Origin of the sequence: Dysosmobacter acutus (genome assembly GCF_018919205.1) — a bacterium.
Lineage (GTDB): Bacteria > Bacillota > Clostridia > Oscillospirales > Oscillospiraceae > Oscillibacter > Oscillibacter acutus.
In genome coordinates this window covers 2,635,760-2,652,626 of the sequence record NZ_JAHLQN010000001.1, presented here as the reverse complement: position 1 = coordinate 2,652,626, position 16,867 = coordinate 2,635,760, and the positions used below count along the sequence as shown (strand labels likewise).

The window sequence follows — 16,867 nt, the reverse complement described above, 5'->3', positions numbered from 1 at the left end:
AATCATAAGGGCATGGTCTGAAAACGCCGCCACGGGGGACTATTTTGCCCGTTTCCCACCCTTATCCATACCTTTTTTCACGCGCTGGGACTGGAAGTGAGGGCAGTCCAACACCACCGCCCGGAAGCTCTGCTTGCAGGGATGGACACAGCCCTTGCAGAGCCGGTTGTACTGCCGCCTGCCATTCTCCCCCAGGAAGAAGGCCCATTCCAGCCGCCACTTCACGCCCCGGCTCATCGTTCCCCCAGCTCCGGGGGCTTCTTCTCCGGGGCAGGCCTGGGCTGCTGCTTCGCGCACTCCTGCTTTGCCGCCGCCAGCCGTTCCCGGATGGAGGGCTTTTTCTCCGTCTGCGTCCGCTCCGCGTGCTCCCTGGCCTTCTCCAGCTCCTCGCCCCGCCGGCCGTTGTTGATAACGCCGTCGATCATGCCGTAGTCGTCCTCCAGCGTCATTTCCGCCGTGCGGAGGGGATTGTCCTTTTCCGGCTGCTCCGCCGCCACGGCAAAGGCCCGCGTGCCATTTCCCATGATAAGATACTTTCCATCATCGGAAATGTGGTGGACGCCGTAACCGGCCGCCTCCATCTGCTCCCGGCTCATGGCCGTCACACAAAAGCTGCCTCTGGGCGTGCTGATCCGCTCCTGCGTTGCCATCTGATCCGGCGTGGGGATCGTGACCTCCGCTGCCCGTTCCGGCTGCAAAAACTCCGGCACCTGAGAAAAGCCAAAGCGGTCGCAGTAATGGGCGGTGTCCTTCCCGTTCTGATGCAGCACCACGATATCCGACACGGACAGGGAGTGCCCCGTGAAGTCGGCCGGGCGATCCACATTGAACCGGGTATAAATGCTTTCCAGATCGTCCTTCGCCGTCAGCGGCGCTTCATAGACCAGCTCGTAATTTTCCGGCTTCACGGAAAGGCCGTTGCGGTGGATACTGTCCAGCGGCTCGAAACGATAGTCCAGCGTTTCGTTGCCACCCTTGAGCTGATAAATGGAAAAGCTGCTTTCCTCAGCCTGATCCTGAACGGCCTGTGCCTGCGCCACGATATCTGCCGGAGTCTGCACATAGGCGGCTGTCTTTGCCGCATACTCCCGTTCCGCTCTTTCCGCAGCGGCCAGCATTTCATCCACACGGGATTTAGCCGGGTCATCCAAAGCGGCCTTGACCTCCGCCGGGTCAAAATCAAGAAATTCCTCATAGCCCGTGGCGTCCTTGAACTTTTCAATCTCCGAAGGAAGATAGTCCTCCTGCGTCTGCCCCAGTGCTGCCAGCTTTTCATCCAAAGCGGAAATGCGTCCGGCCATCAGATTTTCATACAGTTCTTCCTTTGCGGCGTGTGCCTCCGGGTGCTCCGCCGCATACTGCGGATCGTTCTGACGGAAAAACTCGTCCATGTCAAAGGCGATATCCATAGCCCACTCGGATTTTTCTTCTTCGGGAAGATCGTCCTGGAAGGCCATCACCCGGTACTCGTCGGGGATGCTGCCGCGCTCGCCATCGTAATACTCGCAGAAGCGGTCCCCCGTATCCCGCACATAGCCCTGATCCGTAAAGCTGCCGTTTTCGTCCATCGCCACATCCCGGCCGTAGGCCTCATAGTCGATGTAGTTTTGCAGATGCTCCGGGATCTGCATGACCTCCAGCTCATCAATGTAATACCGGCCCAGATCGTCATAGTCCGCAATATGGGGATAGACCTCATAGCAGTCCAGATTTTCCGTCAGGTTGATGATCTCCTGCAGGCTGCCGCAATGGTCGCCCATTTCCATACCGGCCTGAAACTGCGCGTATTCGCTGTTGCTCATTTCATCCAGTTTCGACGCGAGATAGTTCAGCTCGTCCAGATTTTCGTATTCGCCCAGTTTGCTATAAAGGCCATCCACATAGCAGTCATAGTCCGTGATGAACCATTCCTCATAGGGCTGGCCGAAGTCATCCCTCTGGCCGATGCCGATACGCTTGAATACCTCCTTCATTTCCTCGGCGGTGGTGGGGAACTTCACCCACTCGCCCACAAGCTCGCCCTCGTTGTACTTGCCAAGATTGGTGATAAAGGCGGCAAAGGGATAATCCTTGTTGTAACTGTAATCCGGCATATACGCTCCTCCTTCAGCTTCGCTTATTTTTGGGAAATTCCAGCTTGAAATCGATGTATCTGCCGCCCGTGTCGCAGAGGATCACGGCGGCGTCATAGGTGGCTTGTTTCTTCTCAGACCACATCCCCTTGACGTTGGTCCGTCCCTTTTTCAGAAGATCCGTTGCCATCTTCTTTGTCAGCTCCTTCCTGCGGCTCGTCCAGAAGCGGTCATTTTTCCAGAGAACAAAGCCGCAGGACCGATCCGAACAGGCAAAGTTTTTCTTCCCCTCATAGACCGGCTGGCCGCAGCGGGGGCAGGCGCCGATCACTTCCTTCTCCGGGGCAAACAGCTTTTTGCCGTCCTCGGAAATACAGGAATAGGTAGACACGATCTCCCGGACCATATCCCGGATGCCATCCATAAAGGTGTCCGGGTCAGCGCTGCCCTTTGCGATCTCCGTCAATTTCTGTTCCCATTCCGCCGTCAGCATGGGAGAGGTCAGCGGCTCCGGCAGGACCGTGACAAGGTTGATACCGTCTTTTGTGGGGATCAGGCTTTTGCCCTTGCGCTCCACAAATCCGGCCGCCACCAGCTTTTCGATGATAGCTGCCCTGGTGGCGGGCGTGCCAAGTCCTTTTCGCTCGGCGTCCTCCGGCGCATCCTCCTTGCCCGCGTTCTCCATAGCGGACAGGAGGGTATCTTCGGTATAGGGCTTCGGCGGCTGGGTGAAATGCTCGGTGACGGAAACCTCCGCGTCGGCAAAAACTTGTCCTTCGGTGAAGTCTGGGAGCGTACCGCCGTCCCCGTCCGCAGGCTTTTCTTTTAGGGAGGCGCGGAAAATGCGGTCGATCTCCCGCCAGCCTTCGGAGAGGATGCGTTTGCCCTTTGCGGCGAAGGAATGGCTGCCGCAGTCAAAGGTGGCCGTGACCGCCTCATACTCATAGGGGCTTGCCGACGCGCACAGCAGACGGCAGCAGACCAGAAGAAGCAGCTCACGCTCGCCCAGAGACAGGGCGGGGATATCCGCTTTCTCGATCTCCAATGTGGGGATGATGGCGTGGTGGTCGGATACGTCCTTGTCGGAGACCATGGCCTCCACCAGCGGATAGAAATTGCTGATTTTATCAAAGGGCGGCAGCTTCGCCGCCAGATGGATCACGCAGGAGGCCGTTTCCGCCATATCGGAGGTCAGATACCGGCTGTCCGTGCGAGGGTAGGTCAGCAGCTTTTTTTCGTAGAGGCTCTGAGCATAGTCAAGGGTCTGCTTCGCCGTGTAGCCAAGCAGCCGGTTTGCCTCACGCTGCAAGGTGGTGAGGTCATAGAGCTTCGGCGGTTGTTCCTTCTTCTGCTCACAGGTGACGGAGGTGCAGGTGACGGCCGCGCCCTTGCACATGGCCGCCGCCTGCTCCGCCTCCGCCGGATCGGTGAACCTCTCCGACACCGCCTCCGCGCCGGCCAGCGTCAGGCGCACATGATGATACTTCTCCTTCTGGAACAGCGCGATTTTCGCGTCCCGCGCCGCCAGCAGGGACAAGGTGGGCGTTTGGACGCGGCCCACGTTCAGGGTACGGTGATAGAGAACGGAGAAAAGGCGGGTGGCGTTGATCCCCACCAGCCAGTCAGCCCTCTGGCGGCAGAGGGCTGACTGATACAGGGCTTCATACTCGGCGCCGGGGCGCAGCTCGGAAAAGCCATCCCGGATGGCGCTGTCCTCCATGGACGAGATCCAAAGCCGGAGGACCGGCTTGCGGCAGCCGGCCATTTCATACACCAGACGGAAGATCAGCTCGCCCTCACGCCCGGCGTCGCAGGCGTTGACGATCTCCGTTACGTCCTCCCGCGCCATGAGGCGCTTCACATTGTCCAAAGCCGCCTCCTTGCCGGGGATGGGGGCGTAGCGGAAGGGCTCCGGCAGGATGGGCAGATCCTCATACCGCCATTTTTTGAAGCGCTCGTCATAGCCGCCCGCGTCCAGCGGGGATACCAAGTGCCCCACGCACCAGGAAACGATCAGGCCGCTGCCCTCATAAAAGCCATCGGCCCTGGATGAAGCACCCAGGGCCGACGCGATGGATTTTGCCACGCTCGGTTTTTCCGCGATGATCAGCTTACTCATGCTCCGCCTCCGTTTCAGCCTCCGCAGGCTCGTCCTCGTTGATATACTCCTCGTCAGGGAAATCGTACTCGTCGGGATCGGCGCTGACCTTCACGCTGCTGCGGTTCGGCTTGATGAACTTCACATAGGCGAAGGCTCCGCCGCCTGCCAGCACCAGCAGCGCCACCACAGCCAACAGGCCGCTGCCGCTCTTTTTCTTCGGCTGCTCCGGTTCCGGCTCCGGCTCCCTGGCCTTCTCCCTGCCCGCGCACTCGGAGAGGTTGGTCTTGCAGACAGGACAGGATGTATCCACCGCGCCGGCCGCGCATTTTTCCTTACAGGTACACGCAGGGGCGGCGGGCGTCTCCTCGTCCATCAGGGCCAGCAGGTCGCGCTCGTCTACCTGGTTGAGAAAGTGGACGGTGTTCTCGCCGTCCTCCGCCCGGTCGATGATGATGTAGAAATAGTTGCCGCCTTTTGTGACCACGGTGATGAACTGCTTATCCCCGGCGCTCTCACCGGCGATATCGTCCACCAGGGTCATGTTGCCCTCCGGGGTCAGGGGCTGGGGCTCATAGCCGCCCGTGGTCTCCTCCCCTGTGTAGTAGGGCTCGCCGTCCCCGCCGCCTGCGAAGGCCACGGTGGAGGTGGCCGCCATGCAGAAAAGCGCCAGGAACACGGCGGCGAAACGGCGAAAAGCTCTGTTACGCTTCATCTTCCGCACCCTCGCTTTCCTCCGTCTCCATCAGCCCGTCCGGCAGGGAGATCATGCCGCTGGCGTAGGCGCGCAGGAAGGCGGTCAGCTCCCTGTTGTCCATGCGGACAGCCTTCACCATGCGGACGATCTCCAGGTTCTCCTCCTCCGTGAGCTGGGCTTCCAGCGCGCGGAGGCGCTTCTGCTGCTCGGCGATCTTCTCCCTCGTTTTCTCAATATCCTTGCGGATCTTCTCAGTCGTTGCCATGATTGCATTGCTCCTTTCCAAATCGTTCTTTCCATGAATAATTGCGCCCAAGCCCCCGAACGGTTTTCAGGTTGGCCCGTGCGTTATCCTCCAATGCCAGCGCGCGCCGGAACAGATCCGGGTAACGCTCCCGCAGGTCGATGATCTCCTCCGCCCGCATGCTGGGACAGAAAAAGCAGGAGGACTTTCCCGGCTGCGGCAGGCCCGCTGCCTCGATTGCCCGGACACACGCCTCCCGGTCCCAGCCCCATTCCATCAGGGGATACCATTTGCTGTACTTCGGGTCTGCCAGATCACGCAGAAGGACCTTATCGCTGCGGTAGTGCTCGCCAGCGTCATAGCCGATGAACTTGACCACCTTTTTCCCACTGTTCCAGACCTCACGGCACGGAGGATAGTTGTTGCAGAACTTTTCCTGCGGTCCGATTTTGTGTTTCAACGAACACCGCTTGAAGCCGTAGGCGATGGAGGGCAGCGTACCGCTTTTCAGACATTCCTCCTCCAAGGTCAGCCGCCTGCCGTCCTTCGTGGTCTTATAGACCCGCGTGATCTCCGGCATACCGTGATCCTTCAGCCAGCGATCCATGATATCCAGATAGGCATAGGTATGGGGATGCTCACCGCCCGTATCCGCAAACAGGATCAGGTCAACAGGGATACGGTGCTGGTGCAGCCCAACAAGAAGGGCGGTGCTGTTCGCACCGCCGCCATAGGAAACAATATTGATATGCTCACCTCATTTCAAAGCCTTTTCGTATCGGTATTTCATTTGTGCCGGATACAGCGGTTCGGGCGGGCGGCGGCTGCCGGTCCACTCCCGTCCGCCCGCCAGCCCCGCGCATCGCCAGCCGGAGGCACGGAGGCTGGTCCCGCTCTCCGTGTCCAGAATGTAGGTGACGATCCTATGGTAGCCCAGGACCTTCGCCGCCCGCGCCGCCGCGCCATAGAGGAAGCTGCAAGCGTTTTTTGTCCCGTCCGTGCAGAGGCGGTTGACTTCCAGGGTCAGCCCATCGTCCAGGTATCGGCTCACCGGCCGCCCCACGATGGCGACGCCCGCCAGATGACCGTTCGCCATGCAGCCCAGGGAAAACTTATGCCCTCGCACCGGCTTATGGTGGCGGTGGTGCTCTGCGACAAACCTGTTTGCGTCGGCAAGAGATATTGGTTTTACAGTCAGCATCGGCTCCGCCTCCATCAGTTGTACGGCGGTCTGCCGTAGGCATAAAGGTGGGACTGCCAGTAATTCGAGTTGAGACTGGTGTACTGGATGGGATCGCCGCAGTGCAGGAGCATCCCGTCCCCCACATAAAAGCCCACATGGCTGACCCCCGGTGTGTCGTAGGTGCCCACAAAGAACACCAGATCCCCCGGCCGCGGCTCGGATACCGGCGTGGAAATGTTGTAGAGGCCCTGCGCCCCCAGCCGCCCGGTATCGCACAGGCCGCTGCTGGTCAGGACATAGCTGACAAAGCCGCTGCAATCAAAGGAGGTGGACGGGCTGCTGCCGCCCCAGACATAGGGGAAGCCCAGATACTTCTCCGCCTCTGTAATCAGCGTGGCAAAGCGCTCGTCGGACAGGTACTCCGCCGGGATCTCATACTTGGCGGGCGGATTGGTCACATACTTGGGAACATAGCCGGAGGACGGGAACAGGTCGGGGCGGTTGCCCAGGGTGGACATATACACGGCGTACATGGAAAGCGTCTCCTGATCCATCATGTAGACCGGCAGATGGGAGAGGTCGAAGTTTTCCAGCTTCACGGTGCAGATATAATAATCGTAATAGACCCGGTAGCTCTCCGTATGGGTGTTGCCCTCCTCGTCCGTCCAGGTATCCGTCTCAATGTAGTACCGCCGTTCCACCTCCACCGTCTCGGTGAGGATGTATTGCCGGTCGAACAGCATTTGAAGGTCGCCCTGCACCTGGTCTATGGTGAAGCTCCCCTCATGGAGCGCCGACAGGATAGACAGCAGCACATAGGGATCGTGCTCGATCTCGTCCAGATCGTAGTGATACTCGTCATAGTCGTGGGTCTGCTCATAGGTATCCAGATACCGCCGCAGCTCGTCCTCTTTGGCGCAGTAGGCGGCCTCCGCCGCCAGCAGGTCAGCATCCTCGGAGAGATAGGAGGAGGCCACAATGTTGGACACGCCTCCGCCGAACATGGAGGAGCAGGATTGCAGCAGGCCCAACAGCAGCACCAGCACAAGGCCGATCCCGCCGATGATAAGGAACACCTTCTTGTGCCGGGCTATGAACTCGCCTGCCTTCTTCGCTGCCTCCGCGCCCTTCTTTGCGCTCTTGGCCGCTGTCTGCGCCGCCGCCTTTGCACCCTCCGCGCCGCGCGACGCCCGGTAGGCCGCCGCGTACTGCCGCTGCATCCGCTTCTTCTGCCAGATGCGGGAGATGGGGCTGCCGGATGCAAGCTGGGGGTCATCATGGAGCGCCTTTTGGTAAAGCGCCTCTGCGTTGGCCCTGACCGCCGCCTGCTCCGCCTTTGCCGCGTCCCGCCAGGGCTTCACCTGCCGCTCCGCCCGCCAGTTTTGCAGCTTGCGGTTCCCATAGCCCACGGCTTTTTCCATGCCGCGCTCGGTGAGATGGCCCGCCGCCACGCCGGAGTTCTCCTGCTCCACCTCCCGCACCTTGGCGTGGGCAGCGTGGGCGACCTCCTGCAAAGGCCGCGCCAGCGGGTTCGGCCCCGGCTGCCGGATCGAAGCCGGCTTATCCGTCTCATGGAATACCAGCCTTGTACGCCCGGCGCCGGAAGCCTCGTCAAAGACACGCTCCGTGCCCAGGACGCGCTTTTTCGGAACGGCGGCTCGTGCCGCGTCCAGCTTGTCCGCCGCCTTGTCGGACTTGCGGATCGCCTGTTGCAGTTCCGGCGCGGCGCGTTCCTCGTCTGAAAACTGCAGACGGGAGGATGGGCGGCTATTTGCCGCCGTACCCTCCCGGTAGGCTTTGCGGCGGTTCCGCCGCTTTTTCTTCTGAGACTTCCGGACGCGCCGGTCGTCCAGATGGTGGAGGGCAGTCCTCGCCAGCGCCGTGGAATCGCCGGAGGGGGAATAGTCCTGCTCCGGCGCACGGTCTGAAACATGGCTCGCCTCGCCTGTGACCATGTTGACGGAAATGGCTCCGTCGCGGGTCATCTTCTGCGCCTCCTTCTCGGATGCCTTCCATTCCTTCATGTGTCACCACCTGCCTTTCCGTAGGGGCAAACGCTCACGCACTCGCCCGTCTCGATCATGGAGATATACTTGAAAATGGGATATGCCTGGGGCGGGCAGACCGCGTTGCCCAGGGTTTTCAGCCGTAGGGCGCGGTCCGCGGTGTTTTCGGTGATACGGGGGACTCCCTCCGGCTCGGCGACCCAGAGGATACGTCCGTCCATTTCCGGGGGAAGCCCATGAGCCATTCCACCCAGTCCGGGTTCAGCGCCGCCGTCTCGGATACCGGCCGCTCCTGCCGGATCACCTGGGATGACAGGTTGGCAGACGGGGCGCTGTTGCGAAACGCCGCCGGTTTCAGCGTGGAGCGATAGCCCTCCGATGCTGCCGGGGTCAGATAGAATACCGCCGCCGACAGGCTCAGGCTCCAGATGGCCCCGTTCCGGTTCACCTTGCGGAAGATCCCGTTGTCGGAAAGGTACACATCCAGGTTGGCCGCGTCCCGGCAGGTGTTCTTGTCGGAGGCAAGGGGCGTGGGAAACATCAGCCGCGACGATAAAAGTTCGCTGGCGCTCATGCCATGCGCCGACGCCGCAAGCCGGAAATACGAATGGGAGAACAGCGTATCCCGCTTTTGCCAGGTCAAAGATCGTTTTGTCGAGGCCCAGATTGATGAAGCCAGCAACATTTTCCCCAAGCACCCAACGGGGCCGCAGCTCGGTAATAACGCGGCACATTTCCGGCCACAGGTAGCGTTCATCCGCAAAGCCCTTTCGCTGCCCCGCGGTGGAGAAGGGCTGGCAGGGAAAGCCGCCGGAGATAACGGTAACGGTTTCAAGTCCTGTTTTTTCAAAAAACGCCTCCTTTGTGAAAGTCGTGATATCCCGGAATCTCGGCACCTCCGGCCAGTGCTTTTCCAGAACGGAATAGGGGTAGTCCGCCCACTCGCATTGACAGACGGTGCGGAAGCCCGCCGCCTCCGCCGCCAGATCCAGCCCGCCGATGCCGGAAAACAGGCTCACATGGGTCAGCTCAGTCATAGTCGTCCTCGCAGGCATGATCTCCGCAGAGGGCGCAGCAGCGGCCGCAGCCGATGCCGTCCTCCGCCGCTTCCTCCGGGTCATAGGGCGTCAGGTGCCTGCGCCGCAGCGTTGCCTCCAGAATTTCATAGCAGGTGACGACCTGATCCTCCGCAAAGCCCCACCTGCGGTACATTCTTCGGATGCTCGGATTCTCGCCGGAGAGATTCTTTTGCAGCCGCGCAAGCCGTTTTTCTGTTTTCACTTCTACAACACGGTTGCGGAGAAAGCTGTACTGCGCCAGCAGGTCAAAGAGATCGCCCACCAGCATACGAAAGGCGCTGCCGGAGATGATGTAGGCGGGATCATCGGCGGTGGCGGCGCGCTGCTTTTCCCTGATTTTTGCGTCGTGCTCTTTCAGCACGGCGGTCAAGGGCGTGAGTTCCGCCGCCTTCAGCTCGGCAAGGTCCTTCCTGTCCCCAAACACCAGATAGCGGCCGGGGATACGCCAGGCGGCGAACTTTTCCTCCGCGATCTCGCCGTAGCGCTTTGCCGTCTCGGCCAGATTTTCCAGATCCTTCTCGTCCTTCGCCTTTTCGGCGAGGAAGGCGAGCTGATGGAGAAGTCCGTACAGATGTACCTCATCATTGATATGGTTTTCGTAGGTCTTACTGTCAATCACATATTTCATATCTTGTCCCATCCTTTCCTTATCCGCTTTTCCCATCGTGGGTGACCTCGCTGGGCTTTGTCGTGAGAAGCCGGTACAGCTCCGTATCCTTCGGGAACTCGTCCTTGAAGGGCAGGATCACATTCTGGAAGAACAGAAGACCGCTGCCGGGGTCCGCGTTGGTCACATAGGCAAGCTGCTCGGCGGAGATGTTCAGCCGCTCCGTCATCAGCTTGCGGTCGCCCGCGGAGAGGTTCAGCAGATAGATAAAATCGCTGTTTTCCAGAATGTTTTCGATCTCCGGCGAGGAAAGCAGGTCCTTCGGGTTCTGCGTCGCCCCGGTCGGGACACCGCCCCACTTTCTGAAACGCTTCCAGATCTCGGCGCTGTATGCCGCCGTCTGTTCCTCCTTCAAGAGCAAATGGAACTCGTCCACGAAATACCAGGTGGCCCGTCCAATGGAGCGGTTCACCGTGACGGTATTCCACACCGCGTCCTGGACAATGAGCATCCCCGGCTTTTTCAGATTCTTGCCGAGGCCCTTGATATCGAAGCAGACAAGGCGGTTTCGGATATCCACGGTGGTACGGTGGTTGAAGAAATTGAGAGAGCCGTTCACATACAGGTCAAGCGCCTGGGCCACACGGTCCGCCTCCGGGATATGCTGGGCGGTGAGGGCTGCCATGAGGTCGGAGAGGATCGGCATATTCTCCGACCGGGGGTCCGCGAAGTACGGCTGATAGATCTTCTGCACGGCCCGGTCGATGACGGTTTTCTCGATGGCCTCCAGTCCTGTCTTGCTGCCCATGATAAGCTCACAGAAGGACAGCACGAAATCGCTTTTCAGCGCCAGCGGGTTTTCTTCCTCGCTGTAATTGAGGTTGATATCCAGGGGATTCACATAGTCGCGGCTGTTGGGCGAGAGCCGGATCACCTGGCCGCCCAGCCGGTTCACCAGCGGGGAGTATTCATCCTCCGGGTCGCAGATGATGACATTATCCTTCGTGGTCAGCATGACATAGGTGATCTCCCGCTTACAGCTCATGGACTTGCCGCTGCCCGGCGTGCCGAACACAAGGCCGTTGGGGCATCGGGACTGCTTGCGGTCTAAGAGGATCATGTTGCCGGACAGGGCGTTGAGCCCGTAATACATGGCGTCGCCGCCCATGAAAAGCTCCTGGGTCACAAAGGGCACGAACACCGCCAGCGCCGATGTGGTGAGGCTGCGCTCGATCCTGATACGGTTGAGGCCCAGCGGCAGCGAGGACACAAGGCCGTCCTCCTGCTGGAAGTCCAGCCGGGTCAGGATGCAGTTGTGGGTCTGGGCGACGCTGGCCGACTGCGAAACGGCGATCTCCAGCTTTTGCTTCGTGGGCGCCAGATGCAGCATGAGGAAGGTCATATTGAACATTCGCTCGTTGCGGCTCTGCAAATCCTGCAAGAGATTTTTCGCCGCGCCGCCGTAGGTGGAGAGGTCAGAGGGGAGGATATCCAGATCGTAGCCGCTGCGTGCGGCCTTCTTCTGCTCCTGGATCTTCATGGCGTCCAGATCGGTGATCTTGCGCTTGACCATCTTGATGGCCTCATTCTGGTTGATGCCGCGGACGTGCATGGTGATAAGAAGGTTTCCCTCCACATCCATGAAGTCCGTGAGGATACGGTCCTGGATCTCCGGGGCCAATATCTGCAAGAAGGACACCGCGCCGTACATTTCGCCCATGCGGAAGCGCCGCGTCTCCCCAAACTCGAAGGAAGAAGGCGCGATAAAATCCTTCACGGACAGGCCGGAGGGCGCCAGCCAGTCCCATTCAAAGGCGAAAGGCTCCCCTCTGGGATGGAGGAGACCGTGCAGCAGTGCCAGCCGCTCCTTGCCGTCCAGCACTTTTGCCGCCGCGCCCATGACCTTGAAGCGGTTCAGGGTGTCCGCCTCGATGCGGGAAAACCTTGCCCGCGCCGCCTGGATGCTCTCCGCCTCGATGGTCAGCGTGACATACTTGCTTTTCACATAGCCGTTGCTGCCGCGCTCATACTGTGTTTGCAGGATGCCGGAGGCCTCGGCGCGGATCCCGTCCAGGTCGTCCCCCTGGGCCGCCATGCGGAACAGGTCCCCGCCGCCGGCCTTGTGGCTGCTGCTCAGGGTCATTTGCACGCCGATGGAGGGATCATAGCCGTTATAGAAGTCGCAGAGGCGTTCAAAGATATCCCGCTGATCGTCCGGCCCTGCCAGACGGTAGCTGACGTCGGCGTAGGCGATGGTTTTGGAAAAATGCCGGTCGTCCAGACGGCACAGGCCGTCCGGGTGCATATTGCGGAAGGGGAGGCTTGCCTGTACGGTGTGGTTCTTGCCGTCCCCCCTGGCCTGCCGGATGACGGCCTCGATCTGCTTTCGCTCCTGCCGGGTGAGCCTGCGCCGGCCCTTGCCTCTTTTCCCCGCGCCGGAGGCGATCCGCCCCACCGTCCGCTCCAGCTCCGCCTGCTTTTCCAAAGCGGAATAGGCGTTGTTTGTCTGATAGACACGCTTTTTCGGACGGGTGAATTTGCACTGGATCAGATTGCCCAGCAGCGCCTCCGGGGTCTGCCCGTTCTTCTCATACAGGGCGAACAGGAAAAATGGCAGCATCACAAGGATCATGCACAGCGCCGCCGGCGTCGTGCCCATACTGCCCTTGCTCAAAAAGAAAAGCGGCACTCCAACAAGCGCCGCCGATCCGAAACACACAAGCTGCCGCTTCGTCAGGCCGAACAGCATCTTGCTCTTGATTTTTGTCAGGTCCTTCGGGACCGTTACGTATGCCAATGGTTCACATCCTTTCCGCAAGCCGGATATCGCTTGCAACTTCATTTCCCCACACATCCCAGCCGGGCGGCGAGGCTCTTGCGAACAGCTCAATACGGGGCACGTCCCCCATGAGGGCTTCGATCCGCCGCCGCGCCTCCTCCGGCTTCTGGCTGTGCCGCTCCACATGGGAGAGGATGACCTGCTTCACATCCCGCGCCGCCCGCTTCGGGCGTCCGCGGGTCGCCAGCAGGCATATCTCCGCGTTGGCCCGCGTCCAGTAGCCCATACCGGTGAACAGGCCCTCCGACTTCCGGCACTGCTTGATCCAGACGAAGGCCACGGTCTTAAAGGTGAAGCCCCAGGCGTCCATGACGCCCCAGGCCTCCCGCAGCATGGGGAATGTGATCCAGAGGAACAGGGCGCAGTCCTTGTCCGCCAGCTCCCCCACTGGCAGGGACTTGATGGCCGCTATGTCCATGGTGGGGTAATGGCTCTCGGCGCTGCGTCCCGCGCCCTTCTTGCTCCAGACCTTATAGGCCCAGGGCGGATCCGCGTAGATGACCTTGTATTTTTTCATGGCCGCCTCCCGTCAATGCGCCCCGAACAGGCTCTTTGCGAGGCTGCCGGTGCGAAACAGCGTGTAGCACAGCAGCACCGTATAGCCCAGGCACTCCCAGATCGCCACGGTGATATCATCCCCCACGGCAATATTCTGGACCAGCACCGCGTAGATGCCGACGCAGACCATAATGAGAAACGCCTGAAAGCCCAGGGCCAGCAGGGACTTCAAATAGTTCTGCCCCGTCTGGCCCCACTCCCGGTTGGCCATGGTGGCAAAGGGGATCGGCCCCACGGATACGGTCAAATACACCTCGATCATTCTTCCATAGATCACAAGGAAGATGGCGATGGTGAGGATATGGGAGCAGAGGCCCACAAAAATGCTCTGAAACCACAGGCCCAGCAAAGAACCGATGCTCCAGTCCGCCAGGGTCGTTTCCAAATTGCCGACCACGCCGGAAATGTCGATCCCCGCGTCGGAGATGATGACGCCGGCGCTCTGATTGACCACGCTCTGCGCCATATCGAATACCGCCATGACGATGTTCCAGGTGTTGGTGACGATGAGCACCGCGCAGAAGGTCTTGAAGATCCACTTCCAGAAAAGCCAGGTGTCAAAATCGTGGAGATTGTTCTTTTCCACGATCAACTGGATCAGCTCGTAGCACATGACGAAGGTGAGGATGATGCCGGCGATAGGGACGATGACCGTTTCAGAGAGGCCGCGGATCATGTTGAAGATGCCGCCGTTCCAGCCGGCCGGCGTCATGCCCACCTCGCCGGCGATCTCGCCCACCTTCGTATTCACGGTATCAAAGGTCCCGGAGAGGTTGGAGATGATGCCGTCGATCAGCAGCTCCTTGAACCACTCCTGGATCATTTCAATTATCACGGGTGGTCACACCTCCTTTCGGGGGCTCCCGCCGTGAAACGGGAGCCTCCGGCTGGGATGGTCCTGCCGCCGCTCAGCCAAGCAGGCCGGACAGCAGGGGGATCAGGGTCACGCCGATCAGGGCGACGCCGCCGCCCGCGACAAGCTGCTTGACGCCCTGCGATTTGGCCGCGGGGTTGTCCTGGCCGTAGCCTTCCAGAAGGTTGATGCCGCCCCACACGCAAAGGCCGCCGCCCAGGGCGATGACCAGGGTCTGCAATACGTCGATGGCACTGTTGAAGAATTCCATAAATCATGTTTCCTTTCGTTTTGTAGAATTGTTGTCGGGTTCGTCTGTCAGTTCTTTTGCGCTCAATTCGTACATATCGAAAGGCTCGTCCGGCTTCACGATGGCCGGTCTGCGCTTCATGTACCGTTCTACGTCAAAGACGTTCTTCTTGTCGGCGTCGGACAGGTATTTGTAGCGGGGGTGCTTTGTCAGGTCGTACTTGTCGCTGAAAAACGGGCGCACGCCCCGAAGCTGCAAGATACACTTGCCGCCGTCCATGACCGCGATCTCGTCCTGGGTCATCAACTCCTTTCCCAATTTCTGATAACTGAGGCCGTGAGAGGTCTGCGCGCCGCGATTTTCAGACTGGCTCAGGCTGTCGATAGTCTCCTTGCCCAGCAGCTCCGAGATCTCTTTCAGCGTTGACTTCTCCTTGCCTCCCAAAAACAAGGTGACGTCGCAGTTGCCGACAATGGTATCCGCGGCGTCCTTGTAGATGGTCTTTAACTGGCTTTGCGACTGCAAAATAATAGAAGCCGATATCTCACGGCTTCGGATGGTGGCGATCAGCTTGTCGAAGTTTGGTATCTGGCCGATGTTGGCAAATTCGTCCAGAAGGCACCGCACATGGACAGGCAGCCGCCCGTTATAGAAATCGTCCGCCTTGTCACAGAGCAGGTTGAAAAGCTGGCTTTGCAGCATGGCGATGACGAAATTGAAGGTGGTATCGGTATCGCTCATAATGAGGAACAGCGCCGTTTTCCGGTCGCCCATCGTGTCAAGCTCCAATTCGTCCTCCGTCATAATGTCTCGCAGCTCCTTGATATCGAAGGGAGACAGGCGGGCGCCGCAGCTCACCAAAATACTTTTGAGAGTTTTGCCGGCCGCCATTTTGAACTTGACATATTGCTTGACGGCGAAGTGCTCCGGCTGCGCCTGCGCCAGCTCGTCAAAGAGGATATCCACGGGGCTTTTATAGGTCTCGTCGTCCTCTCTGGCCTCGCAGGCGTTGATAAGCTCCAGCAGGGTGATGAAGTTTTTCTCCTCCGGCTCCGCCTCATACCAGATGTAGCCGATCAGGGCGCAGTATAAAAGGCGCTCGGCCTTGATCCAAAAATCTTCGGAGGATTTTTCACCGTCGCCCTTCGTGTTGGCGATGATGACATTGACCAGCTTGAGGATATCCTTCTCGGAGCGCACATAGGCCAGCGGGTTATATTTCATGCTCTTGGAAAAGTTGATGGTGTTGAGGACCTTGATGCGGTACGGCTCATAGATGACCTTCCCGCGGGCATCCCGCACCGGCTTTCCGTTCTCGTCCCGCTTCGGCCCGCCGTGCGCCAGGAGTTTTCCCGTCTCCCGAAGGAGCTGTCCTTTGGGATCAGTGACCACATAGGAGCTGTGCATTTGGAGCAGGGACGGCTTGACAAAAAACCTTGTCTTGCCGCTGCCGGAGCCGCCGATGACCAGGATATTTTTATTTCTTGCCGTTTTTGGATCCTTCGGGCGGCTGGTCATGGTGAGGCTTTCCGTCCGGGTCAGAGGGATGTTCCAATCGGGAACGGGGTCTATGTAGGGCGCGATATCCTCCGGCCGGCCCCATCTCGCGCTGCCGTACTCCACGCCACGGCGATATTTCTTCGCGTTTTTTGCTTTCAGATACACCGCCAGCCGGACAAGCGCCGCCCCGGCCACGCCCAGCAGCAGGTCCAGAGGATGCAGGCTGAGCCAGAGGGAGGCAAAGGCCCCGGTGAAGCCCTGGGCGATACGAAGCAGCTTTTCCGAAGCGTTGAGCCCCGGCGCCAGCCGCACCGCCTGGCAGAGCTTGTCAAAGAGCCAGGCAAACAGCAGATACGGAAGGTTCGGCAGCAGGACCTTTTTCAGCTTTCCCGTCATCGTTCCAGCCCCCGGTCCCTGTTTTTGACCTTCTCGCCCCGCTCCAGCTCCTGCCGCTTCGCCTGATCCTTGGCCTTGGTCAGCCGCCTGCGGATGGAGGGCTTTTTCTCCTTCGCCAGATTCTTTGCGGAGAACTCGCGGAAGGCCGCCGTCACCGCGTCGGCGTCCCTGCCCTTGAAGAACACCAGGTAGCGGGGGATCTCCCCGGTGGTATCTTTTTTCAGGGCAAAGTCAATGCCGTACTTCTTCGCCGTGGCGGAGAACGCCTTGATATTCTGGTCTGTGATCTCGATATTGGACACGCCGGCCCCATGCTTCATAAGCTGCCGGATGGTCTGCTTGCCGTGATGGAGCTGGGGATCATTCTTGTGCTTTTCCATATCCGCCAGCACCTTCTTCATGGCCTGCTGCAAAAGCTGGGCGGTCATTTTACCGGTCTGCACACAAAGCGCAAGGGTTTTCTGCGTGATTTCTTCCTGCAAGGC

At 59.7% G+C, this 16,867-nt stretch carries 16 protein-coding genes; all 16 read right to left on the bottom strand.

The genetic code is table 11. The annotated features are described in order from the left end of the window. Window positions 1-39: 39 nt before the first annotated feature. Entirely contained in the window at window positions 40-237 is a 198-nt protein-coding gene (locus KQI82_RS12915; RefSeq protein WP_075704717.1) for a hypothetical protein, read from the bottom strand. Then, window positions 234-2,093 (bottom strand): antirestriction protein ArdA, encoded by a 1,860-nt coding sequence (locus KQI82_RS12910; protein WP_216633140.1) that lies wholly within the window; start codon window positions 2,091-2,093, stop codon window positions 234-236. Before KQI82_RS12910 ends, KQI82_RS12915 begins: the two co-directional genes overlap by 4 nt. Before the next feature lie 13 nt (window positions 2,094-2,106). Further along, window positions 2,107-4,191, bottom strand: a complete 2,085-nt coding sequence (locus KQI82_RS12905; RefSeq protein WP_216633139.1) for a type IA DNA topoisomerase — start codon at window positions 4,189-4,191, stop codon at window positions 2,107-2,109. Next, on the bottom strand, window positions 4,184-4,885 hold the full coding sequence (locus tag KQI82_RS12900) for a DUF4366 domain-containing protein (protein ID WP_216633138.1): 702 nt from the start codon (window positions 4,883-4,885) through the stop codon (window positions 4,184-4,186). Before KQI82_RS12900 ends, KQI82_RS12905 begins: the two co-directional genes overlap by 8 nt. Next, window positions 4,875-5,132, bottom strand: a complete 258-nt coding sequence (locus KQI82_RS12895) for a DUF4315 family protein (RefSeq protein ID WP_006058365.1) — start codon at window positions 5,130-5,132, stop codon at window positions 4,875-4,877. Before KQI82_RS12895 ends, KQI82_RS12900 begins: the two co-directional genes overlap by 11 nt. Next, window positions 5,119-5,718: a phosphoadenosine phosphosulfate reductase gene (locus tag KQI82_RS12890; protein ID WP_478213752.1), complete on the bottom strand. Its 600-nt coding sequence runs from the start codon at window positions 5,716-5,718 to the stop codon at window positions 5,119-5,121. The genes KQI82_RS12895 and KQI82_RS12890 overlap by 14 nt, the downstream gene beginning before the upstream one ends. A gap of 150 nt (window positions 5,719-5,868) precedes the next feature. Further along, window positions 5,869-6,312 (bottom strand): XF1762 family protein, encoded by a 444-nt coding sequence (locus KQI82_RS12885; protein ID WP_216633137.1) that lies wholly within the window; start codon window positions 6,310-6,312, stop codon window positions 5,869-5,871. Between the two features lie 14 nt (window positions 6,313-6,326). Then, window positions 6,327-8,318 carry a C40 family peptidase gene (locus KQI82_RS12880; RefSeq protein WP_216633136.1) on the bottom strand — a complete coding sequence of 664 codons (1,992 nt, stop codon included), beginning with the start codon at window positions 8,316-8,318 and terminating at the stop codon, window positions 6,327-6,329. Then, on the bottom strand, window positions 8,315-9,337 hold the full coding sequence (locus tag KQI82_RS12875; protein ID WP_216633135.1) for a DNA cytosine methyltransferase: 1,023 nt from the start codon (window positions 9,335-9,337) through the stop codon (window positions 8,315-8,317). Before KQI82_RS12875 ends, KQI82_RS12880 begins: the two co-directional genes overlap by 4 nt. Next, window positions 9,330-10,007, bottom strand: a complete 678-nt coding sequence (locus tag KQI82_RS12870; protein ID WP_216633134.1) for a hypothetical protein — start codon at window positions 10,005-10,007, stop codon at window positions 9,330-9,332. Before KQI82_RS12870 ends, KQI82_RS12875 begins: the two co-directional genes overlap by 8 nt. Window positions 10,008-10,026: 19 nt before the next feature. Then, window positions 10,027-12,783, bottom strand: coding sequence for a VirB4-like conjugal transfer ATPase, CD1110 family (locus KQI82_RS12865; protein ID WP_216633133.1), 2,757 nt, complete (start codon window positions 12,781-12,783; stop codon window positions 10,027-10,029). A 4-nt stretch (window positions 12,784-12,787) separates the two neighbouring features. Further along, window positions 12,788-13,342 (bottom strand): MT-A70 family methyltransferase, encoded by a 555-nt coding sequence (locus tag KQI82_RS12860; protein ID WP_216633132.1) that lies wholly within the window; start codon window positions 13,340-13,342, stop codon window positions 12,788-12,790. A gap of 12 nt (window positions 13,343-13,354) precedes the next feature. Continuing rightward, entirely contained in the window at window positions 13,355-14,218 is an 864-nt protein-coding gene (locus tag KQI82_RS12855) for a VirB6/TrbL-like conjugal transfer protein, CD1112 family (RefSeq protein WP_242975341.1), read from the bottom strand. 73 nt (window positions 14,219-14,291) lie between these two features. Beyond that, window positions 14,292-14,507, bottom strand: a complete 216-nt coding sequence (locus tag KQI82_RS12850; RefSeq protein ID WP_116722137.1) for a Maff2 family mobile element protein — start codon at window positions 14,505-14,507, stop codon at window positions 14,292-14,294. A gap of 3 nt (window positions 14,508-14,510) precedes the next feature. Then, window positions 14,511-16,382 (bottom strand): VirD4-like conjugal transfer protein, CD1115 family, encoded by a 1,872-nt coding sequence (locus KQI82_RS12845; protein ID WP_216633131.1) that lies wholly within the window; start codon window positions 16,380-16,382, stop codon window positions 14,511-14,513. Beyond that, window positions 16,379-16,864, bottom strand: a complete 486-nt coding sequence (locus KQI82_RS12840; protein ID WP_216633130.1) for a PcfB family protein — start codon at window positions 16,862-16,864, stop codon at window positions 16,379-16,381. The genes KQI82_RS12845 and KQI82_RS12840 overlap by 4 nt, the downstream gene beginning before the upstream one ends. Window positions 16,865-16,867: the final 3 nt, after the last annotated feature.